Here is a 20,494-nt window from a genome sequence, read left to right as displayed (position 1 = left end):
TGTGGTGCTCCGCGCCGCGCGCGCCCGCGCGCCGCGGGCGTGTGTTCGGGCCCGCGCGGCGCGCGCGCGGGCCCGGCCGCGGCGGGCCCGGGGGGCGCGCCCGGGCGCGCCCACGGGGCGCCGCAGGTCCTCGGCGCGCTCATCCGCCGGTACGGCGTCTTCGACACATGCGAGGACGCCGTCCAGGAGGCGCTGCTGGCCGCCGCCCTCCAGTGGCCCGCCGAGGGAACGCCGGACAATCCCCGGGGATGGCTGGTCACCGTCGCTTCCCGCCGGCTGGTCGACCAGGTCCGCAGTGAGCAGGCGCGCCGGCGCCGCGAGGACCGGATCGCCCTGGCCACTCCGCAGGCCGAGCTGCTGAGCCGCGCCGCCGACGCCGAACCGGACACGGACCGGGACGACTCCCTGGCGCTACTGTTCCTGTGCTGCCACCCGGCACTGTCCGAGCCCAGCCGGATCGCCCTGACACTGCGCGCGATCGGCGGCCTGACCACCGCCCAGATCGCCGCGGCCTTCCTCGTCCCCGAGGCGACCATGGCCCAGCGCATCAGCCGCGCCAAACAAACCGTCAAAACCTCCGCCACCCCGCTGTGCATGCCGAGGGCAGCCGACCGGGCCGAACGGCTGGAGGCGGTGCTCCATGTGCTGTACCTGATCTTCAACGAGGGCTACACCGCCACCGACGGCGCCGACCTGACCGCGCCGGCCCTGTCGGCCGAGGCGATCCGGCTCACCCACCTGCTGCACCGCCTTCTGCCCGACCACACCGAAACGGCCGGGCTGCTTGCCCTGATGCTGCTCACCGACGCGCGCCGCCCCGCCCGCACCGGACCCGACGGCGACCTGGTGCCGCTGGCCGAGCAGGACCGCGCCCGTTGGAACCGCCGGCTTGTCGCGGAGGGCCTCGACCTGATCAGCCGCACCTTGCCCCGCGGACAGGTGGGCCCGTACCAGCTGCAGGCGGCCATCGCCGCCGTCCACGACGAGGCCGAGCACGTCGACGCCACCGACTGGCCGCAGATCCTCACCCTCTACGACCTGCTGGAGCACCTCGCACCGAACCCGATGGTCACCCTCAACCGCGCGGTAGCCGTCGCCATGGTGCACGGACCCGCTGCCGGGCTCGACCTGCTGGCGGCACTGGAATCCGACAAACGGACGGCCCGCCACCACCGCCTGCTCGCCGCCCGCGCCCACTTCCTGGAACAGCTCGGCGACCTCGACGCAGCGGCCCACGCCTATCGCGAGGCAGCCCGACGCGCCACCAGCACACCGGAACGGCGCCACCTCACAACCCGCGCGGCACGCCTCGCCCCCGAGCAGAACTGACCGGCAAAGCCGAACCACCAACGGAACTCGGGCACCACCGCTGTGCACGTTCGGCTGTACTCGCCTGTGCACTTTCAGGTGTACGCCGACGAGGCGTCCACGGTGAGGCGCCAGTGCGCGAACATGCAGGGATATCGCTGGGCGATCTCCCGCAGTTTCGCGATGGCCTTCCGCTTGGCCTTGAGCCGCTTGTACTTCTGGCGGATCCAGCGCACCAGGTAGGCGTTGATGCGCATCAAGAAGGGATGCAGCTCCCACGGCCGGAAGCGGCCGAAGTAGTTGATCCAGCCCGCCACCACGGGGTTGACCCATCGGGCGAGCTCATTGACGGAAAGATCGGAGCGGGTGTGCAGCTGCCAGGAGCGCACCTCCCGGCCGATCCTCGCCAGAGCGTCCTGGCTGACCGCCGGCTCGAACGACAGGAAGAGCCTGCCGTGCCGAGCCCGGTTTCGCCTGGCGCGGAACGTGTACCCGAGGAACGTGAACGCCTCGTGCTCGTAGGAGCCTTGGCGGATCCGTTCTTGCAGTACACGATCCGGGTCCTGTCCGGGTGCAGACGCAGCCCGACCTCGACCATCCTGTCCGTGAGCGCGGCCAGCACCTCACGGGCCTGGCGCTCGGTGACGCAGTGCAGCACCGCGTCGTCCGCATAGCGTTCGAACCAGACGGCCTCCACCGTGCGACTTGGGAATGACCGCCGCGCGCACCGGAGGCGGAAAACAGGAGCCCGACGACATCCGGTTCCAGACCTTGTACAGATTGTTCTGAAGGTCCTTCTCGAAGTCGGCGATGCTCTGCCCGTCCACCCCAGGAGCGCCCTTGTTCGCCCTGACTTCCTCCCACGCCCCCTTGACTTCCCACTTCGAAATATCAAACGGCTTGACCTGAGACTTCAACTGGCCCATCGAACTCCTCCCGGAGAACATCCGGTTGATGCGATCAACACAGTCACGAACGACCCGGCCCCTTCGCTCCACCCCCGTTACAGGGGCTTCACCGCTACTACGGGCCGGTCCGCCAGCAGGACCCGCGTCGGTACTCGACCCCTCGCAGTGTCCGCTGCTTGGAGCACTCCCTCTCGCCCACCGCTGTGCGGCGGGCAGTATCGGACCTGCCTTCTCCTGTTCCATGCGGAAGCCGCAGACCGGACTCACGTCTCCTACATACCGGACACCACCTGGCCAATAGGCGAACACCCGCCAGGCTCATCCCGGAGTTCGTCTCACACCCCGGTTCTGATGTCATCTGTCTGTCTTTCGACACGTCAGCAGCGATTCACTTGCGTTCGTCTTCCCGGTCCCCACCTGACGCCTCTTACGACACCTTTTCCTCATCGCTCACCACGACGGTCTTCAGCCAACGCAGCATGAGGTGGTTTGGATCCTCCCCCCGCAGGGCGACTCCGAAGGGCCAAAACCTTCATCATCCGCACAGCACCATTCCTGGAAGCTGTCCTACAACCAACTCCCTTTCATGTTCAGGACACAAGAGACGGGACAACCCTCGCTGCCACTGAAAAGGATCTTGGCCGTGTCGGTCAGTTCGGGATGGACGGCAGCACGGCGACAGCCGAGAGAGCGAACGGCAGGCCCTGGTTCTCGACGAAGACGGCGTCGCGGACAGCCTGCGCGATGACGGGGTGGGTGGGGGCGTCGAGGTAGCGGGCGGTGGAGTCGAGCGGGGCGATGCGGCGTTCGGCGATCAGGTTGCGCAGGGCACCGGGGAGGTTGTCCAGGCTGTCGCGCACCTCCCTCAGGCCGAAGGTGTTGGCCAGCCCTACCGCCGCGGACCGGGCCTTGAGTAGGTTGGTCGGCAGGTTCTGGGCGGTGGCCTTGGCCAGGTAGTAGGTGACGGGCTGGATCGCCCAAGCCAGCGCCGTGTGCGGGTCGCCGTCGTCGGGGCCGGGCGGCCCGAAGGCGCCCGGGCCGAGGTTGAGGCCGTCGCACAGCCACTCGGGCCGCATGCTGGTGCGGTAGGGGACGTGGCCGGCCGACCGGAACGCCGGGAGCGTGGTGATGGCGGCCGTCGCCTCGATCTGGAAGGCGTCGGCGAGGCGCCGCAGGATCGACTCCACCGCGGTCCGGGCAGCCGACACGTCAGCCGGAGTGGCGACGACGGGGATCAGGTCGAGGTCTGAGGTGATGTGTCCGCTGCGCCCGGTGCGGTGGTCGCCGCGGGCGAGGGAGCCGGACAGCGCCACCGACATCCCGGTCACGCCGTCGAATTCGCGGGCCAGCTGTTGGAGAAGCAGGGGCAGGTCGTGGGATTTCACGGCGTTCCTCGGGTCCCAGGGTCGCCACGATCCGATGTGGACCCGCCAGGCCGGGTTCCGGGCCGGTCGGAGCCCGGAGCCCCGTGATCGGGCAGCGAGTGGCCGAGGAAGCGCCGGTGGCTGGCTGACGTCCCCGCCAACGCCCGAAGGGCGGCCCCGGCCGGGTGGCTGGGACCGCCCTTCGGGCGTTGTTGGTGCTGGTGGTTCAGCAGCCGCACTCCTCGCCGCGCCAGGCCTCGATGCCCTCGCGCACCGCGAGGCCGGCCACCAGGAGGCCGACGACGGGGTCGAGCCACCACAGGCCGAACAGCGTGTTGGCGAGCAGGCCGACCAGGACGGCGGCGGCCAGGTAGGCGCACAGCAGGTTCTGGGTGCCCTCGCCGGAGGTGGCGCCGGAGTCGAGGATCTTGCCAAGGCGGCGCTTGGCCCGGCCCAGCAGCGGCATCACGATCAGCGAGGACGCCGACAGCGCGATGCCGAGCCAGCTGGTCGACGGCTTCTCGCCCGCGATCAGGGTGGAGATCGCGTCGTAGGCGATGTAGGGGGCGAGCAGGAAGAAGGTGACCGCCACGGCCTTCTGGGCCTTGCCCTCAGCATCCTCGGACAGGGTCCGGGAGCCGCTGAACCGCCAGACGATGATCACCGAGGCCAAGCCCTCGATCACGGAGTCCAGGCCGAAGCCGAGCAGCGCGACGGAGGAGGCCAGCACCGCGGCGACGATGGCGACCGCGCCCTCGGCGGCCATGTAGGCCAGGGACAGCCAGGACAGCAGCTTGGCCTTGCGGGCGGCGGCGTGCCAGGCGTCGTCCCGCTCGATGGGCGGGCGGCAGCAGGCGTCGGTGCAGCTGGGCTCGCAGTGGCAGCCGCCGGGTTCCTCGGCGATGGTCAGCTCCTCGGCGCTGGTCTCGGGGGCGCTCATTCGCCTGCTCCGTCCGGGGTGCCGTAGGTGGGGCAGAGGGCGACCGCGTCGCCGGTCGCGGCCAGCACGGTTTCGGCCGCCGCGAGCAGGTCGACCAGGGACGGCTGGGTCAGTGTGAAGACCGAGGCCCGGCCGACCGGGCGGGAGTCGACGAGTCCGCACTCGCGCAGGCACGCCAGGTGCTTGGAGACCGTGGACTGGGCCAGGCCGAGCTGCTCGACCAGGTCGACCACGCGGGCCTCGCTCACCGCGAGGTGGCGCAAGATCGCCAGGCGGGCCGGATCGCCGAGCGAGCGGAACAGGGCCGCCGCCGGCGCGAGCTCCACCCGGTCGACAGTCGGAGAGGGAGTTGTCATCGTCACATGACGATGTTATCGGATGTCCTGCCTCAATTGATCTTTGTCGGTGGGATGGCGCCTGAACTGGACTGATGCAACGGGATGTGAGAGCAGGCAAGCTGACTGGTCTCACATCCCGTTGTCGCTCAGGCGGGTTTGCCGCCGAGTTTCTCGGGTTCGGTTGCCGCTGGCCTGTGTCTGCGCACACGGTTGTTGGTCGTCGTGCCGGTCGGTCTGGTCCGCCGCAAGAGACTACTGTGGGGAAGGATTTGCACAATCTGACGGACCGCCAGAAGAGGCGGGGGCAAGCATGCGTTCCGCAGCTCCTGCGACCAGGTGCTGCCGCCCATTCCACCGGCAGTCCACACAGACCACCCACACGAGGAGAAGTCACCTATGTCAGAGGAGACAGCCGAGGCGGCAGCCGACGAGCCGTTCCTGATGTCCGTCGTGGACGTCCACTCTCCCTCGGGGGGCGGAAGCGTTGTACGGGGCCGCATCGAACTCGGCAGCGTCAAGGCGGGGGACGAAGTCGAGATCGTCGGCGGTGGCAAGTCCCTCGTGGCCAAATGTGCAGGGGTCGAGGTGGACCGTACGGCCAACGGAGAACAGGACGGGAAGGCCGTGGCCGTGCTGCTGCGTGACGTGGCCGCCAAGGACATCGAACCGGGCCAGGTCCTGGCCAAGCCGGGCAGCTTCACCGCACGCACCACCTTCAAGGCCAACGTCTACGTGCTGAGCGCGGACGAAGGCGGCCGCGACGTCTCCATCACCACGGGATATCGGCCCAAGTTCGTCATTCGCGAAGACATCATCGACGGATCCATCAAGCTGCCGGACGGGATTGACAGGGCAACGCCCGGCGAGAGCACCGACCTGACTGCCACTCTGGACCGCGAGATTGTCTTGGTGAAGGGCCTGCGCTTCTCGTTCCAGCACGGCCCAGGAATCGTGGCGAATGGAGCCGTTACCGAGGTCATCTCGTAGGTGCAGGGCCGCGTTCGTGCTCCGGTCGGCATCCGCCCCGAAGGCCTTCACCGTCACGGCCTGGCGCTTGAAGTGAACGAAGCCACGTAGCAGACGGTGGCCAGGCTGTCTCAGGTTTCGTTGTCGGCCACCGGCGGATCCGGCAACGGAACCTGTGAAAGCGACACCGAGAGGTGAGACGCGACCCCATGGGCTCACCTTGGCTGGACCCCTTCGGAGTCCACGACGAAGACGACCCGGAGCGCGAATAAAACCCCCGCCCCCCCCCGGGGGGGTGGGGGGGTTGAAGGCCCCCACCCCCCACACCACACCCCCCCCCCCCCCCACGGTGGGGTTCCCCCCCCCCCCTGGGGACACGGTGGGCGGCACCCGTTGGCTTCCCCCCCCAACCCCCCCCCGCCGCGCTACCACCCCCTCCACCACCGTGGTGGTGAAGGCGTTGACGCAGGACCCACACCCACTACTCGTCGACGCGCGGCCCCCGCCCTTGAAGTATCGACCGGCGCGGCCGGTGGAGGTCAGTGGTCGCCGAAGAAGATCTCCCGGACCTCGCGCACCGCGTAGAAGGCGATCACGAACCCGCTGGCGGGGTCGGCCCACCACCAGCCGAGCGTGCTGTTGAGGACCAGGCCGACCGGCCGGGCACCGCCGGGATCGCGGCGGCGGTCTGATTCAGGAGGTCAGCGTCTTGCTCGCCAGCACCTTCCCCTGAGCGTCGTACGCGGCGAGCTTGACGCCTTCGAACGGGTATGCCGTCGAACCGTTGGGGGTCTTGCGGCTGGGCGGCCCCCAGACATAGCCGGTGGCGTAGCCCGGGTTGCCGGGAAGTGAGGCAACGGTGGACCAGGACACCTGGCCGTCTATCTCGATGGTCATCCGGGCCACCCGCCCGGGCCCGTGGTAGATGAGGTTGTACAGACCCTCCTGGTACTGCGGGGGGTTCCCGTAGTACTGCATGACGATCTCGGTTGCTCCGCCCGCCCAGGAGTGCCCGCCGCACCCCGGACCGCTGCGGTAGGCGGGGGCGTCGTGGATGCAGATCTCCTGGTCGTTCAGTTGCATCCACCAGTCCTGGCGGCCCAACGACAGTTGCTGGCCGGGCTCCACCACCACGGCCTCGGGAGCCGGCCCCACCGGTACGGCCAGGGCCTGCGAGGCCGGCCCGACGGTCTGGACCGCGCGCTGCGCGGACAGTACCGCGCCCGTGCCGGCCACCACCGCGAGCGCGGCCACCACAGCCGACGCGCCCATCGCCACCCGGCGCCCCCGCTGCTGCCTGCGTACCTGGACGTGCACGGGTCCGGCAGACCAGTCCGCCACCGCGACCCGGGCCGCTTCATCTCGCAGAGCGCCGCGCATCATGTTCTCGGTGTCCATCACCTGTTGTCTCCGTTCGTGCCGTCGCTCGTTGAACCGGTGTCCGCCGCATACGGGGCCAACGCCGGGTGTCCGCGCAGTTTCGCCAGGCCGCGGCTGGCCTGGCTCTTGACGTTGCCCAGCGAGCAGCCGAGCGCTTCGGCGACCTGGTACTCGCTCATGTCCTCCCAGTAGCGCAGGACGACCACGGCCCGCTGGCGCTGCGGCAGTTCCGCCAGCGCCTGGAGCAGCACCGAGCGTTCCTCGACGTCGTGGTGGCCACCGCCCGCGGTGTGCGCCCGATCGGGCAGGACGGGCATGAGCAGTTGCCTGACCCGGCGCCGCCGGTGACGGCTCAGGTTGTTGTTCACCAGGGCCCGGCGGATATAGGCGTCCGGCTCCTCCAGGCGGCTGATCCGGGACCAGTTCCTGAAGACCTTCGCGAAAGTCGCCTGCACCACGTCCTCGGCCTCGTGGTAGTCGCCGGTGAGCAGGTAGGCGGTGCGCACCAACTGCCGCCAGCGCGCGGCGGCGAACCCCTCGAAGTCAAGCTCCCGCAGGCCGGGGCCGCCCGCGGAAGCCGGTGCCGTGACGGACGGGGGCGGGTCCTCCACTGGGATGTGCAATACGCTCACGGTCATCCGATTCCTCTTCGCGTCCGCGCGACGACCCGACCGGGCCATCGCTCTGCCCTACTCACCGCCGCACCACCGAGAAGGTTGCACACGGGCGCCGACAGTTGGTGCACGGCGAGTCGGTGGTCTCGGCGCCGGGGCCGGGGGCCCCGGCGGCACGTATCAGGCGGTCGAGGTGATGGCTCGGGTGACGGCCGTGATCGGCGGGGTCGGGCGGCCGGGGAGTCGCGCTACGAGGACCCGGCGGAGCTCGGGAGGTGCGCCTTCGACGTGCAGCAGGCTCACCCCGGGCGGCAGCGCCGGGGAGAGCCGGGACGGCACCGTTGTCACCCCGAAGCCGCCGGCGACCAGTTGGAGCTTCGTCAGCCAGTCGCGCGCGCTGTGGACGATGTGCGGCCGTGCGGGCAGGCCGGGCCAGACGCCGAGCAGTGGCTCGGAGTTCGAGGCCGGGGCGGCGATCCACGGGGCGTCGGCCAGTTCGTCGACGTGCACCGCGGTGCGGCCGGCGAACGCTCCGGTCGAAGGCGCCGCCACGACCAGTTCGGTGTCCGCGACGGTCTCGACGTGCAGGCGCGGCGACTCGCCGTCCAAGGGCCGGTGGGGCGGGCGGGACGTCAGGACGGCGAGGTCGATCGAGCCCGCGCGCAGTGCCCGGACCAGGGTGGGGGTGGTGCCCTCGGTCGTCGTGACCGTGATCTGCGGGTCGGTTGCCGCGAGGCGGGCGAGTACGGGAGGCAGGATGGCCGCGCCCGCGCTCAGGAACAGTCCCAGCCGCACCAGTTCGGTCCGCGGGGCGGTGCCGGTGAGGTCGCGCTCGGCCGCCGTCAGGCAGTCCAGGATCGTACGGGCGTGGCGTAGCAGGGTCAGGCCCGCAGGGGTGAGCCGCACCCCGTCGGGGCGGCGTTCGAACAGGGTGGCGCCCGCGCTTCGTTCGAGGGAGGCGGCCTGGCGTGAGACCGCCGACTGGGTGTAGCCGAGCCGGGCGGCTGCGGCGGTGAAGCTGCCGGACTCGGCGATCTGTTGCAGGACCCGTAGGCCCGTGCTGGAGATGTCCATGCGGCATACGCATACCACGGATGCCGGTTCGTCGCTCCCCGCATTCCCCCCGGGCTCCTACTGTCGAACACGACGAACACGATGAACACGGACGAACACGGAGGTCATCACGTGCGAGCAGCAGTCCTGACGCAGTTCGGCGCCCCGCTCACGGTGCGGGAGGTGCCCGACCCCGAGGCCGACGGCGGCGAGGTGGTGGTCGAGGTACTCGCCACCTGCGTGGCCCCGTACGCGGCCGAGGTCTTCAGCGGCGAGCGGAACTACCCCCTGGTCCCTCCCGTCGTGCCCGGGATCGGCGGGGTGGGACGGGTCGTCCACGTGGGCCCGGACGCCACCCGGCTGCGCCCCGGCGACCTGGTGTGGTGCGACTGCACGGTGCGCTCGCGGGACGACGCCCTGACGCCCGACATCACGCTCCAGGGCTGGAGCTCCCGCGGCGAGGGCGGCGCGCGGCTCGCCCGGCACCTGCACGACGGGTCGTTCGCCGAGCTCATGCGGGTCCCGACGGAGAACGTCTTCCCGCTGCCCGCGGCGGCGGGGGACGACCCGGCGCGCTGGGCCGCGCTCGGCGTGCACGTCATCCCTTACGGCGGGCTGCTGGCCGGCGGGCTCGCAGCCGGTGAGACGCTGCTCGTCAGCGGGGCCACCGGCAACCTCGGCAGCAGTGCGGTCGCGGTCGCGCTCGCCATGGGGGCGGGCCGCGTGGTCGCCCCCGGCCGCAACCGGGCCGCGCTCGACCTCCTCGCCGACCGGTTCGGTCCGCGGGTGCGCCCGGTCCCGCTGAGCGGGGACGAGGCCGGCGACCGCGCGGCGATGTCCGCGGCGGGCGGCGGCCCGATCGACATGGTGATCGACCTGCTGCCGCCGAGCGCACCCAGCTCGGCGGCGCGCACGGCAGCCATGACCGTGCGCGAGTACGGCCGCGTCGTTCTCATGGGCGGCGTCGGCATGCTCGGCGGCGACGACCTCGCGCTCCCGTACCCGTGGATCATGCGCAACTCGGTCACCGTGCGCGGCCAGTGGATGTACCCGCGTACGGCGAACGTCGGCATCATCCGGCTCCTCGCCTCGGGCACCCTGGACCTCGCCCCCGAACGGGTCCGGTCGTTCGGCCTCAGCGCCGTCAACGACGCCGTCACGTACGCCGCCTCACACGGCGGCCCGTTCGACCGCACCGCCCTCACCCCACCGGCTCGCTGACAGGACCGACCGATCTCCCCATGCCAGCGCCACGGCCCAACGCCCGCCGGGGAGCCGGGCCGACGCGTTCAGGCGGCTACTGGGCCAGCACCACGGTGAAGACGAAGAGGACGGCGGCGAGGGCGATGGTGCACAGCGCCGCAACCCTCACGGGCGTCAGCCGGTCCCGGAACCGCTTCTGCGGCAGGACGCGCTGGCTCGGACTGGTGTTGTGCTTCCACCAGTCGACGACCCGCCGGAAGTCGGCGTCGAAGTCCTCCGACGGATGGAGGTCGCTGGCCATCACAGTGGACATCCAGTGGCGCCGGCCGTCGGTGGTGTGGATCCGAGCCACACGTGTGGGCGCGCCGCGGCCTTGGAACTCCGACACGTCGATCCAGGAGATCTGTTGCCAGGAGTAGGTGCGGCCACGGCCGAACCCCCAGCAGATGGTGACTCCGTCGGTGCCGACCCTGCTCCAGTACCGCATGGAGAGGAGGCGGCTCGCGGCGGCCAGCACCACGGTCCCGCCGACGAGTAGGAGCATGGGGCCGAGGCCGAGGTGGAACTTCAGGTGGCCTGCGACGAGTTCGACCGTGACGACGATGAGCACCGGCCCGAGATCGGACCAGTCTGGGCGGAATCTGTCTTTTCCCCGGAAGATCAGTTCTTTCACACTGCGCACACTACGCCGCCCTCAACCCGGCCTCGCAGGGGGATGGTTCGACGGCCGCGTAGCTCCCGTCAGGGCCGGTCGAATACCGACAAGTCGGCTGGTACCGCACCTGGTTGTGCCGGCTCGCGCTGAACCTCGCGCTGAACCTCGCGCTGAACGACGACGCTGCTCGGCTTCCCGGCTTCTCCGAGAATCCGCCCCAGGCCCGGTCAGCCGGCACCGGCGCATCGCCCTGATCCGCAAGGTCATGATCAGCGACGAGCTCCCGCCCATCAAGGGGGTCGCCACCGCACTGATCCTGCGCTATGCCCAGCCCATCCGGCGGCTGGTCCGGCTCACTCATCCGCGAGGTCCAGCACGAAGCCGATCAGGTCGCACTCCGGCTCGGCGATCCACCCACCCCAGTCCCCGAGCCCTTCACCGGCATACTCCTCAACTACATCCACACCGCACGGCCGAACCGGCCGAACAGCACCGCTCCGGCCAGTGGCTGAAGGGGCCCGGGGTGGTGAAGGTGAGGGTGGCGAAGCGTTGGGCCATGTGCTGGTGGGTAACGGCGTCCGGGTGGAGTTGGTCGGGCAGCGGGAGGCCGGCGGCGTCGGCCGGTCCGTAGAGGTCGCGGCCGTCGAGGTAGTGGAGGTTCGGGTCGTCGGCGGCCCGCTGTTCGACGATGCGGGCCAGCTCGTCCCGGATGACGCCCAGCGTCAGCTTTCCGCTCGCGCGCTCCGCGGGGTCGCCCGTTGCCCGGAAGCGGAGTTGTCCGGTGCTGAGAGCGGTGAGGTCGATCGTGCTGGGGCCGGGTGTGTCCTCGACCATGGGGCACAGGATGGGCGAGACGACGAGCAGGGGCGTTCGGGGGTGGCCGTCGCGGATGGTGTCGAGGAAGCCGTGGACGGCGGGGGTGAAAGCACGCAGGCGCATCAGGTCGTGGTTGACCACGTTGATGCCGATCTTGACGCTGATCAGGTCGGCGGGGGTGTCCCGCATGGTGCGCGCGGTGAAGGGGTCGAGCAGGGCGCTGCCGCCCAGGCCCAGGTTGATCAGTTCCACGTCGCCGAGGGCGGCGGCCAGGGCGGGCCAGGTGCTGGTGGGGCCGGCGGCGTCGGAGCCGTGGCTGATGGAACTTCCGTGGTGCAGCCACACCTTGCGGCCTCGGTCCGGCACGGGCTCGATGGGGGCGTCGGTCCGCAGTGCGACGAGTTCGGTGGTCTCGTTGTACGGCAGCCAGATCTCGACGTCCTTGGCCCGGTCGGGCAGGTCGCTGAAGCGGAGGGTGCCGGCGGTGCCTGGGCGGCGCTCGGCGGTCCTGGTGGTGATGTCGATGGTCAGCGTGTCGCCGCCGGTCACGACGGCCTGACCGGCCAGGCGGCCGTCGACGAGCAGGTCGTAGACGCCGTCCGGGCGCGCCGGGGCACCCACGTAGGCGGTCTTGGTGGGCAGGGTGTCCAGTTCGACGGCGGTGGCCCGGGTGCGGAAGGCCAGCCGTACTCCGGAGGGCTGGGACTCTGCCCTGGCCAGCTGCGGGTCGGCGCACTGGGCGCGGGCCCAGGCGGGCAGTCGGTGCGGCAGCAGGCCGCGCTCGGTCTGCTCCAGGTCGAGGGCTCCGCGCAGGAGGTTCGCGGTGATGGGTGTGGTGATCCAGGCGTGCGGATCGTGCTGGTGGTGCATGGTGTCGGCCTGCCCGTCGGGGTTGTCGTGGTGTTGCGATTCATTCGATGGGGGTGCCGGGGGGCGGGGCTCTTCACCAGGCGGCTGTGCAGGGCCTGCTGGGGGCTCCGGCCAGGCATCTAGATGTCTAGCCGTCTAGATGTCGAAGATGCTATCCCTCGCCGAGCCGCACCCGGTTGAACAGCAGGAGAACTTCACGGATGCGAACCCGGACTGGACCCAGGGCGCCGGATCCGTAGGATTCGCCACGTGCCGACACCACGAAACAACGGTCCGTTGTACCTCCAGTTCGCCCGCGCCATCCAGGAGCGCATCGACACCGGCGAGTACCCCCCGGGCTCCCGACTGCCGAGCGAGCCGGAGCTGTGCGGGCAATTCGGCGCCAACCGATTGACCGTCCGCCAGGCGATCGCCGAGCTCGACCGCGCGGGCGCGATCGAGATCCGGCGGGGAGTCGGCACCTTCGTACGCCGGCCGGTCGTGCGGGCCACGATCGATGTCGACCCGAACAGCGCCCGCCTCGATGTCGGCAGCCAGAGCGTGCCCGTGCCCGTGCGCGGCCTGAAGGGCACCGAGGAACGGGCCGTGGAGGTGTCGGTCGGCTCGGACACGGCGCCCGACCGGCAGGCCGCCGAGCACCTGCGGCTGCCCACAAGCGCGCTGACCCGCATCGACACCGTGATCGTGATCTCCACCCAGCCCTGGGCAGTGAACAGCTACTGGGTGGCCACGCACCTGCTGCCCACGGGCTTCGCGGAGTCGACGGAGTCGCGGAACACCACGGTGGCGGTGGCCGAGGCGATCGGTATCGAACTTGAATACGACTGGCGCTCGTTCAGCGCGATCGCCGCCGACATCGCCGACGCGCAGCGACTCGACGTCGCGGCCGGCAGTCCGCTGCTCCTGCGCGAGGGGGTCAGCTGCGCACCGGACGGACGGCCGATCCTCTACGTACGCCGGCGGATCTACGGCGAGAACGCCAGCTTCGTGATGCGCTACCGCGAGTGGCGCCAGGCGGACCAGGACTCGGGCGGCGCGGATACCAGCGGCTGAGGCGCGCCTCGTTGCGCGGGGACTCTCACCTCCCTCCCGCCACCTCCCTCCCGTCGCAAGTGATCCGGGCCGCATTTGAGGCTGCGACCAGGCGTGACCAGGCCTGACCGGAACAACCGGGACGTCGGGGGCGAGGGCCCGGTGGCCCGGCAGCCTCGGTGAGGCCGCCGGGCCATCGACCCGTTGCGGTCTGCGGCCTCGGACCCTCAGCTGACGCCGGCGGCCCGCAGCGCGGCTTCGACGGCCGCAGCGGCGTGTTGCTGACCGACCGCGTTCGGGTGGAACGGCGCGTAGGCGCCGGCGGGGACGAGCGGCTCGATCCAGCGGGTGGACGCGCTCTGGCAGGCGTCGTGCCCGACGCTCGGGGTGTAGGTGTCGACGTAGGTGGCGTCGTTGCTCTGGGCGGCGTGCCGCAGCATGGAGTTGAGGGCCAGTTCGATGCCGTCGAGGTAGGCGGTGTCCTTGGTGGTGAGGGTCAGTTGCGGCCGGCAGTTGCCGCTCTGCGGCAGGATGTCCGGGTAGCCGACGACGAAGACCTTGGCCTGCGGCGCGAGTCGGTGGATCTGCTGGAGGGCCCCGGCGATGTTCGCCTCGTCCGAGGCGATGGCGTCGGCGAAGGTCGATTTGTAGAAGTCCGCGCACGGCGAGCCGATGTCGAACACGCTGAGCGCGTCGATGACCTCGCAGCCGCGGACGGCAGTGCTGAAGGTGTTGTTGTCGTTGCCTCCTATGCCCAGGGTGACCACCGATGTGGACGGGGTCAGCGCGTCGAACTGCGGCGGTGAGTCCGGCGACTGGGCGAGCGTCATGTCTCGGGCCTGCGCGCCGGAGCAGCTGACGTCGGCGAGTTGCAGCCCGAGGTTCCGGGCCACGACGTGGGGGTAGTTGTCGACGCCCTGGCGGCAGGCGGACGGTGTGCCGGGGGCGGGGGCGGTCAGTGTTCCGACGGCGGTGTAGGAGTCACCCAAGGCGACATAGGCGCCCTGGATCGGGGACGCCTGGGCCGGGTTGGCCAGGGCCAGTGCAGTGGTGAGGGCGAGGCAGGCCGCGGCTGCGACGCCGGCGGTCTTCGTGGGGGTCATCGGGGGTCCCTTCCCGTTCTCGTGACTACTGGTCAGAAGATGCTCGGGCGCCCATGGTTCGAGTGGGCTTACTTCACCAGGAAGCCGCGCAGGTCCCACCGAGGCCCCGGCGGGACATCTACACATCTAGATGTCGCAGATGCTATCCCTCGCCGAGTACCGCCATGTTGAACAGCAGGAGAACTTCACGGAGTTGCTCCCCGACTCCGCGATCAGAGCGCCCGCTGCCGCGAGAAGGCCCACAGCGACTGCCGCGACGGGGAGCGGGGCGGGCCGCGAGGGCGGCATGCGTCCCGTGCGCGACAAGCGCCCGCGGGTGCCCATGAGACTGGACGAATGTCTATGCACGAAACGAAAACTGACGAACCGCCATGAACCCTCGGCCTGCTCTGGCGGGTGGTGGAATTTCGACCTCTTCCCGGGGAGGCGGTTTCGCGGACGACGACCGCCCGAGGTCCTCCCGCCAACCGATCACGTCGACCCCGTCCGGCAAGTGCGTTTCGCCGTAGCCGATGGCCAGAGAGGCAGGCAACCCGAGGGCCTCAACGCGGCCCGGCAGTGCCGCATTGGCCGCCAGTGCGGCCAGGTACGGAAGCAGACTCCGCACACGAGTGTCATCCGCGCGGAGCAGGTGCCCACTGGAGGAGGAATCGCAGTCCCTCGTGGGCCGGGGAGCCGGGAGGGGCGGTGTAGGCGATGAGTTGCTGGTCGGGCCGGGTGTCGACGGTGAACTGCTGGACGTCGAGGGTCAGGGGGCCGGCCAGCGGGTGGGCGTAGGTCTTGGTGAGCTGCCGGGGGCCGCGCACCCGGTGGTCGGCCCACCAGGCCCGGAAGTTCGCGTCGCAGGCTGTCAACTCGCCGATCAGTGAAGTGAGTTCACGGTCCTCCGGGCGGCGGCCGGCTTCCATGCGCAGCGTGGCGACGCAGTCGCACGCGGCGCGGGGCCAGTCCGCGTACAGCGCGCGGTAGGCGTCGTCGAGGAAGGTGAGGCGGATCAGGTTGCGCTCCCCGGGGGCGAGTGCGCCGAAGTCGGTGAGCAGGGCAGTGGCCGCGTGGTTCCAGGCCAGGACGTCCAGGCGCCGGTTGAGGACCATGGCGGGAACGTCGTGCATGGTCGCCAGGAGCTGCCGCAGTTGCGGGTCCACGGGCGGGCGGCCGGACGGTGGGGCGGCGGGTGCCGGGGCCGCGTCGGCCAACGCGAAGAGGTAGGCGCGTTCGTCCGGCGCCAGGCGCAGCGCGTCGGCGAGCGCGTCGAGGACCGACCGGGAGACGCGCCGGGTGCGTCCCTGCTCCAGGCGGACGACGTAGTCGACGCTCACGTGGGCGAGCTGCGCCAGTTCCTCGCGGCGCAGGCCCGGCACCCGGCGCAGCCGTCCGTCGTCGGGGAAGCCGGCCCCGTGGGGGTCGAGGGCGGCGCGGCGGGCGCGCAGGAAGTCCCCCAGCTCGTTGTCGCGGGAGGGCTGGTCGCGGACGGTCATGGTTCCAGTGTCCGGCACGGGAGCGGCCTCGTACCTGGTACCGGCGTGCATAGGCAGCGTCCTCCCTGGCACCCCCGCACACCCCGGCGCCACGGTGGAGGAGCGGCCACCGAAGAGGGCCCCGGAGTCGGCCCCGCGCCGACCCGCCCGTCGCACGACGACCGGAGCAGCACCGTGATCACCGATGTGACCTTCCCCAGCGCCGGCCTGGACCTCGCCGGCCACCTGTACACCCCCGACGACGACGGCACCGGCAGCCCCCGCCCGGCGATCGTCGTCGGCCACCCCGGCGGCGGGGTGAAGGAGCAGGCCGCCGGCCTGTACGCCCGGCGCCTGGCCGAGCGCGGCTTCGTCACCCTCGCCTTCGATGCCGCCTTCCAGGGCGCGAGCGAGGGCGAGCCGCGCGGCCTGGAGGACCCGGCGCACCGGATCGAGGACCTCAAGGCCGCCGTCTCCTTCCTCACCACCCGCGCCGAGGCCGACCCGGGCCGGATCGGGGCGCTGGGCATCTGCGCCTCCGGCGGCTACGCCCTGGCCGCCGCCTCGACCGACCAGCGGATCAGGGCCGTCGCCACCGTCAGCGCCACCGACATGGCCCGTCAGTTCCGCGACGGCGCCGACGGCACCCAGGATCCGGCCGTCTTCCGGGCCATGCTCGAAGCCGCTGCGGCGGCCCGCACCGCCGAGGCCCGGGACGGGGGCGTCCGGACCTTCCCGATCTTCCCCGCGACCGAGGAGGAGGCCCACCGCGGCGGCCCGCACGTCCACGACGGCTGGGAGTACTACTGCACGCCCCGCGCCGAACATCCCCGGGCGGCCAAGGCCCTGACCTGGTCCAGCATCGACCGCATCGCGGCCTTCGACACCTTCGCCGCCCTGCCCCTGCTCGCCCCGCGCCCGCTGCTCATGGTCGTCGGCCGCGAGGCGGTGACCGCCTGGATGAGCGTGCGGGCCTTCCAGCGCTCGACCGGACCGAAGGAACTCCACTGGATCGACGGCGCGTCGCACGTCGACCTCTACGACAAGGACGAGTTCGTCACCCCCGCCGTCGCGAGGCTGGCCGGCTTCTTCGGCACCCACCTCGTTGCGGCCGCGTAGCCGCGCCCCGGGCAGCCGGCCGGTCTTCGCGTGCACCGGCGGGCAAGCCCCCGCTGACGGCACCGTCACCGGCTCCCGCCGGCGCTAATGTCCGGGCTCCGGGCGGAAGTTCCGCCTCGGATTGCGGCGCGCCCCGGCGTGCACCACGTCGAGGCGCCCGGAGGAGGGAGATGGTCCGATGGGATCGGAACGCATGCGCGGCCGCCGTGCCGTTGTCGCCCGCGCACCGCGCGTGGCAGTGGCGGTGCTGGCCGGGCTCGGCCTGGCGGTGGGGCTCACGGCCTCGCCCGCCGCGGCGGCGACGACCGAGGGCAACTGGATCAACGAGGGCGGCCCCGCACGCTCCCCGTCGGCCATGACCGCCCTGTGGCACGACAACGAGACGTACGAGGCCGCCCGCGGCGAGGACGACCGGATCTGGTGGCGGCACGGGAACGGCGCCTGGCAGCTGATGCCGGGCAACGCCCGGGCCGTGCGCATCACCAGCAACTTCACCTTCACCGCCGGAGAACAGGAGTTCTATGCCTCGCGGGGGCTGACCAACACGGTCAGCATCGCCCGCACCCGCCCGGGCGACGGCAGGAACGCCCGGTACACCGAACTGCCCGGCGGCGGCCGGTGCGAGTCGCTCGCGATCGGCCGCGGCGGCGATCCCGGGCACCTCGCGACCAGTCCCTTCGACCCGGGCTACGCCGCCCAGCAGAACATGGCCATCGGCTGCATCAGCCCCACCGACCACCAGCTCTACCTCAACCGCTCCACCGACGGCGGCAACACCTGGTCCGGCTGGTCCCACAGTACCGGCGGCCCCTCCCCCTCCGACGCCGCACCCGAGATCCACGGCTTCCCCGGCGGCGAGGTCTTCGCCGTCCTCTCCTGGGGCAGCGACACCGCCCCCTTCAAACGCCACATGATCGTCATGAAGCGCGTCATGTGACACCCACTCGGGACCAGGATCACCGCACCGGCCCTCCCGGGTGCTGTGGATCGGGAACACGAGCAGCGTGATGATGACGGCGAACGTCCCGTCGCCCGTCGCCTCCAGGCGGCGGCTCGACGGACACGGCCCGCCACACGGGGGACGTGGCGGGCCGTGTGGTGGCCGAACGGCCCCAGCGAGCAGGGGTGCTGGGTGGTGAGGCGGTCATTCCGGCCAGATTCCGGAGGAACCGCGGCGGTGGGAGTCCAGCAGGTGGGTGTCGATGATGCCGATGGCTTCCATCAGGGCGTGCATGGTGATCGGGCCGACGAACGCGAACCCCTGCGCGCGCAGGGCCTTGGACAGGGCCTGCGATTCGGGGGAGGTGGTCGGGATCTCGGCGAACGTGCGCGGCCTGGGGGTGTCGAGTGGCTTGAACCCCCACACGAAGTCGGTCAGGCCGCCGTGTTCGCGCAGCCGGACGGTCGCCTGGGCGTTGGCCACGGCCGCGAGGATCTTCGCGCGGTTGCGGACGATCCCGGCGTCGGCCATGAGGCGTTCGACGTCGGTGTCGCCGTAGCCGGCGACCCGGTCGGGGTCGAAGTCGTCGAACGCGGCGCGGAACGCCGGGCGCTTGCGCAGGATCGTCGCCCACGACAGCCCGGCCTGGAAGGCTTCCAGGCTGATGCGTTCGTACAGGCCGCGCTCGTCGCGCACGGGCATGCCCCACTCGGTGTCGTAGTACTGACGGAGCAGCGGATCGGTGCCGGCCCACACGGGGCGGGCGAGCCCGTCCTCGCCGATCACCACCCCGCGGTCGGCGGAGTGTTCGGGGGCGAGGGCGGGGACGGTGTCGCTGGCCATCGGGAAAAGGTCCTCGCTGTTCTTCAAGGGGTCTGGTGCTCACGGCCTGATGGTCGGGCCGCCTGGCCGGGGCGCGGCTAGAACAGCCGTCCGGCCCGGGTCTCGACCGGCTCCTCCAGGTCCAGCAGGAGCTGCTTGCGCTCCAGTCCGCCGCCGAATCCGGTGAGTTTGCCGCCCGCGCCCACCACCCGGTGGCAGGGGATGACGATGCTCACCGGGTTGCGCCCCACGGCCTGGCCCACGGACTGCGCGAACCCCTTGCTGCCCAGCTCGACCGCGATGTCGCCGTAGGTGATCCGCGCGCCGTACGGGATCTGGCGCAGCTGCGCCCAGACCTGTTCCTGGAACTCGTCGCCGTTCGTCGCCGCCGCGACGTCGAACACCTGCCGCTTTCCGGCGAAGTACTCGTCGAGTTCGCTGCGGGCCTGGGCGAGCACCGGGTCGGCCGAGGTGTCGGCTCGCCGGCCCCACGCCGAGGGCCGGGGCGTGTACCGGTAGCCCGGGAAGTAGAGCCCGATCAAGGCGTTGTCGCCGGCGACGACCAGGAGCCGTCCCACCGGGCTGTCCACGTAGGCGTGCCGGACGTCCATGTCGATCTCCTCTCTGCGCCTGCTGTCTGTGGTGAAGACGCGCGGGCGCACCGAAACGTGAGACACGTTCCGGCAGCAGTCGGCCGGGCAGGACGGCGGAGCGGCCGGGCAGGATTCCCGAAAGGCGCGTGGATACGCGGGATCACGAGGAGTGCGGGGGTCCTGGGGCAACAGGAGTGCCCCAGGGGGCGGGGCCGACCGCATCGCGCGGCACCTCCGGCAGGTCGGACAGCGCCGTCACCGTGATATGCCGGGGCCGGGGCCGGGGCCGGTGACCGTGAGGTCGCCGTCGTCGGTGACGATCCAGGTGGCGCCGTTCGCGTCGGCTCCGGTCAGGCCGCGCAGCTGCCGGGCGCCGACCAGGGCCAGCGTGGCGGGGCGGCCGATGGCGGCGGTGGCCAGGGTGCGGTCGGGCCGCCAGGACGTGGACCACAGCAGCCGCCGGGCCACCTGGGCCCAGCCGACCTCCGGGCCGGTCATCACCCACACGTCGGCCGGCGCGTCGGCGAAGTGGCGGGCCTGGCACAGCCAGGAGGCTGCGGTCTCCGGCCAGGTGGTCGTGGCGGCCACGACGCCGCCGGCGGCCTGCCAGGCCCGGGTGATCGCGTCGGCGCCCGCCAGCGCGGCCGGGGTCCGGCCGGAGCCGACGGCGATGCTCCGGGCGCCGCGCGCCTGGGCCAGCGCGACCAGCACGGTGACTTCGGTGTCGGTGACTGCCAGGTCGGGGCCCGGCGGTGGGGGGTCGGTCAGCAGGGGGCTGGTCAGGGGATTCATGGGGTGCCTTCTTCGTCAGCGCTCTTCGATGACCGGCAGAGGTCCAGGTGGCGCACCGCGCCCGGCCGGCAGGAGCGGGCGGGCGGGCGCGGTGAATGCGGACAGACCGGCGGCGGCCGCCGGGGATGCTAGGGGCTCTCTTTCGGATCACGCCGGGCGCGCGACGCCGGAGCACGCACCTCGCCGCGTTGTCGTCGGTCGCCGATACTCCGCATGGACTC

Annotated in this window: 21 protein-coding genes; 6 read left to right on the top strand and 15 right to left on the bottom strand. The window is 71.4% G+C overall.

The genetic code is table 11. The features are described 5' to 3' along the window. Positions 1 to 39: 39 nt before the first annotated feature. On the top strand, positions 40 to 1,329 hold the full coding sequence (locus tag ACFV6I_RS00105) for an RNA polymerase sigma factor (protein WP_380423130.1): 1,290 nt from the start codon (positions 40 to 42) through the stop codon (positions 1,327 to 1,329). A gap of 74 nt (positions 1,330 to 1,403) precedes the next feature. Here ACFV6I_RS00105 and ACFV6I_RS00100 read toward each other — a convergent pair whose 3' ends face one another. The 5 genes from ACFV6I_RS00100 to ACFV6I_RS00080 form a co-directional block, all read right to left on the bottom strand. Beyond that, entirely contained in the window at positions 1,404 to 1,709 is a 306-nt protein-coding gene (locus ACFV6I_RS00100; protein WP_380423129.1) for a group II intron maturase-specific domain-containing protein, read from the bottom strand. 222 nt (positions 1,710 to 1,931) lie between these two features. Next, positions 1,932 to 2,234, bottom strand: a complete 303-nt coding sequence (locus tag ACFV6I_RS00095; protein ID WP_244293796.1) for a hypothetical protein — start codon at positions 2,232 to 2,234, stop codon at positions 1,932 to 1,934. A gap of 632 nt (positions 2,235 to 2,866) precedes the next feature. Next, complete coding sequence (locus tag ACFV6I_RS00090) at positions 2,867 to 3,601, bottom strand: hypothetical protein (RefSeq protein WP_063352110.1); 735 nt, start codon at positions 3,599 to 3,601, stop codon at positions 2,867 to 2,869. 205 nt (positions 3,602 to 3,806) lie between these two features. Then, the gene (locus tag ACFV6I_RS00085) at positions 3,807 to 4,520 is read right to left on the bottom strand and encodes a cation diffusion facilitator family transporter (RefSeq protein ID WP_380423055.1); all 714 of its coding nucleotides are present in this window, start codon (positions 4,518 to 4,520) and stop codon (positions 3,807 to 3,809) included. Next, entirely contained in the window at positions 4,517 to 4,876 is a 360-nt protein-coding gene (locus tag ACFV6I_RS00080) for an ArsR/SmtB family transcription factor (RefSeq protein WP_380334919.1), read from the bottom strand. Before ACFV6I_RS00080 ends, ACFV6I_RS00085 begins: the two co-directional genes overlap by 4 nt. Positions 4,877 to 5,254: 378 nt before the next feature. Between ACFV6I_RS00080 and ACFV6I_RS00075 the strand changes: the two genes are divergently transcribed. After that, positions 5,255 to 5,845, top strand: coding sequence for an EF-Tu/IF-2/RF-3 family GTPase (locus tag ACFV6I_RS00075; RefSeq protein WP_063352112.1), 591 nt, complete (start codon positions 5,255 to 5,257; stop codon positions 5,843 to 5,845). 672 nt (positions 5,846 to 6,517) lie between these two features. On the opposite strand, the gene ACFV6I_RS00070 is transcribed toward ACFV6I_RS00075, so the two are convergent. The 3 genes from ACFV6I_RS00070 to ACFV6I_RS00060 all read right to left on the bottom strand — a co-directional run bounded on the left by ACFV6I_RS00070 (position 6,518) and on the right by ACFV6I_RS00060 (position 8,892). Next, positions 6,518 to 7,222, bottom strand: coding sequence for a hypothetical protein (locus ACFV6I_RS00070; RefSeq protein WP_380423054.1), 705 nt, complete (start codon positions 7,220 to 7,222; stop codon positions 6,518 to 6,520). Next, entirely contained in the window at positions 7,222 to 7,842 is a 621-nt protein-coding gene (locus ACFV6I_RS00065; RefSeq protein ID WP_079136487.1) for a SigE family RNA polymerase sigma factor, read from the bottom strand. Before ACFV6I_RS00065 ends, ACFV6I_RS00070 begins: the two co-directional genes overlap by 1 nt. A gap of 156 nt (positions 7,843 to 7,998) precedes the next feature. After that, positions 7,999 to 8,892 carry a LysR family transcriptional regulator gene (locus tag ACFV6I_RS00060; protein WP_380423053.1) on the bottom strand — a complete coding sequence of 298 codons (894 nt, stop codon included), beginning with the start codon at positions 8,890 to 8,892 and terminating at the stop codon, positions 7,999 to 8,001. Between the two features lie 111 nt (positions 8,893 to 9,003). Here ACFV6I_RS00060 and ACFV6I_RS00055 point away from each other — a divergent pair, with 111 nt between their 5' ends. Continuing rightward, positions 9,004 to 10,092, top strand: a complete 1,089-nt coding sequence (locus ACFV6I_RS00055) for an alcohol dehydrogenase catalytic domain-containing protein (protein WP_380423052.1) — start codon at positions 9,004 to 9,006, stop codon at positions 10,090 to 10,092. Between the two features lie 76 nt (positions 10,093 to 10,168). On the opposite strand, the gene ACFV6I_RS00050 is transcribed toward ACFV6I_RS00055, so the two are convergent. Together ACFV6I_RS00050 and ACFV6I_RS00045 are read right to left on the bottom strand one after the other, a co-directional pair. After that, complete coding sequence (locus ACFV6I_RS00050; protein ID WP_380423051.1) at positions 10,169 to 10,684, bottom strand: hypothetical protein; 516 nt, start codon at positions 10,682 to 10,684, stop codon at positions 10,169 to 10,171. A 495-nt stretch (positions 10,685 to 11,179) separates the two neighbouring features. Further along, complete coding sequence (locus ACFV6I_RS00045; RefSeq protein ID WP_380423050.1) at positions 11,180 to 12,415, bottom strand: GDSL-type esterase/lipase family protein; 1,236 nt, start codon at positions 12,413 to 12,415, stop codon at positions 11,180 to 11,182. Positions 12,416 to 12,664: 249 nt separating this feature from the next. Between ACFV6I_RS00045 and ACFV6I_RS00040 the strand changes: the two genes are divergently transcribed. Continuing rightward, positions 12,665 to 13,468, top strand: a complete 804-nt coding sequence (locus tag ACFV6I_RS00040) for a GntR family transcriptional regulator (protein ID WP_380423049.1) — start codon at positions 12,665 to 12,667, stop codon at positions 13,466 to 13,468. A gap of 206 nt (positions 13,469 to 13,674) precedes the next feature. Here ACFV6I_RS00040 and ACFV6I_RS00035 read toward each other — a convergent pair whose 3' ends face one another. Then, a complete protein-coding gene (locus ACFV6I_RS00035) occupies positions 13,675 to 14,550 on the bottom strand; it encodes an SGNH/GDSL hydrolase family protein (protein WP_380423048.1) in 876 nt (291 codons plus the stop codon). Positions 14,551 to 15,164: 614 nt separating this feature from the next. Beyond that, positions 15,165 to 16,028: a helix-turn-helix transcriptional regulator gene (locus ACFV6I_RS00030; protein WP_380334792.1), complete on the bottom strand. Its 864-nt coding sequence runs from the start codon at positions 16,026 to 16,028 to the stop codon at positions 15,165 to 15,167. 174 nt (positions 16,029 to 16,202) lie between these two features. On the opposite strand from ACFV6I_RS00030, the gene ACFV6I_RS00025 reads away from it, so the two are divergent. Beyond that, on the top strand, positions 16,203 to 17,126 hold the full coding sequence (locus ACFV6I_RS00025) for an alpha/beta hydrolase (RefSeq protein ID WP_380423047.1): 924 nt from the start codon (positions 16,203 to 16,205) through the stop codon (positions 17,124 to 17,126). Between the two features lie 178 nt (positions 17,127 to 17,304). Beyond that, a complete protein-coding gene (locus ACFV6I_RS00020) occupies positions 17,305 to 18,063 on the top strand; it encodes a hypothetical protein (RefSeq protein ID WP_380423046.1) in 759 nt (252 codons plus the stop codon). A 207-nt stretch (positions 18,064 to 18,270) separates the two neighbouring features. Here ACFV6I_RS00020 and ACFV6I_RS00015 read toward each other — a convergent pair whose 3' ends face one another. The 3 genes from ACFV6I_RS00015 to ACFV6I_RS00005 form a co-directional block, all read right to left on the bottom strand. Next, positions 18,271 to 18,909 (bottom strand): DNA-3-methyladenine glycosylase I, encoded by a 639-nt coding sequence (locus ACFV6I_RS00015; RefSeq protein ID WP_380423045.1) that lies wholly within the window; start codon positions 18,907 to 18,909, stop codon positions 18,271 to 18,273. A gap of 77 nt (positions 18,910 to 18,986) precedes the next feature. Continuing rightward, positions 18,987 to 19,499 (bottom strand): methylated-DNA--[protein]-cysteine S-methyltransferase, encoded by a 513-nt coding sequence (locus tag ACFV6I_RS00010; protein ID WP_380376249.1) that lies wholly within the window; start codon positions 19,497 to 19,499, stop codon positions 18,987 to 18,989. A gap of 237 nt (positions 19,500 to 19,736) precedes the next feature. Beyond that, positions 19,737 to 20,273 carry a hypothetical protein gene (locus ACFV6I_RS00005; protein WP_380423044.1) on the bottom strand — a complete coding sequence of 179 codons (537 nt, stop codon included), beginning with the start codon at positions 20,271 to 20,273 and terminating at the stop codon, positions 19,737 to 19,739. Positions 20,274 to 20,494 lie beyond the last annotated feature (221 nt).

Origin of the sequence: Kitasatospora sp. NPDC059803, from assembly GCF_042732255.1 — a bacterium.
In the GTDB taxonomy this organism is placed as follows: domain Bacteria; phylum Actinomycetota; class Actinomycetes; order Streptomycetales; family Streptomycetaceae; genus Kitasatospora.
The sequence above is the reverse complement of the archived record's forward strand: the minus strand, read 5'-3'. Positions and strand labels throughout refer to the sequence as shown.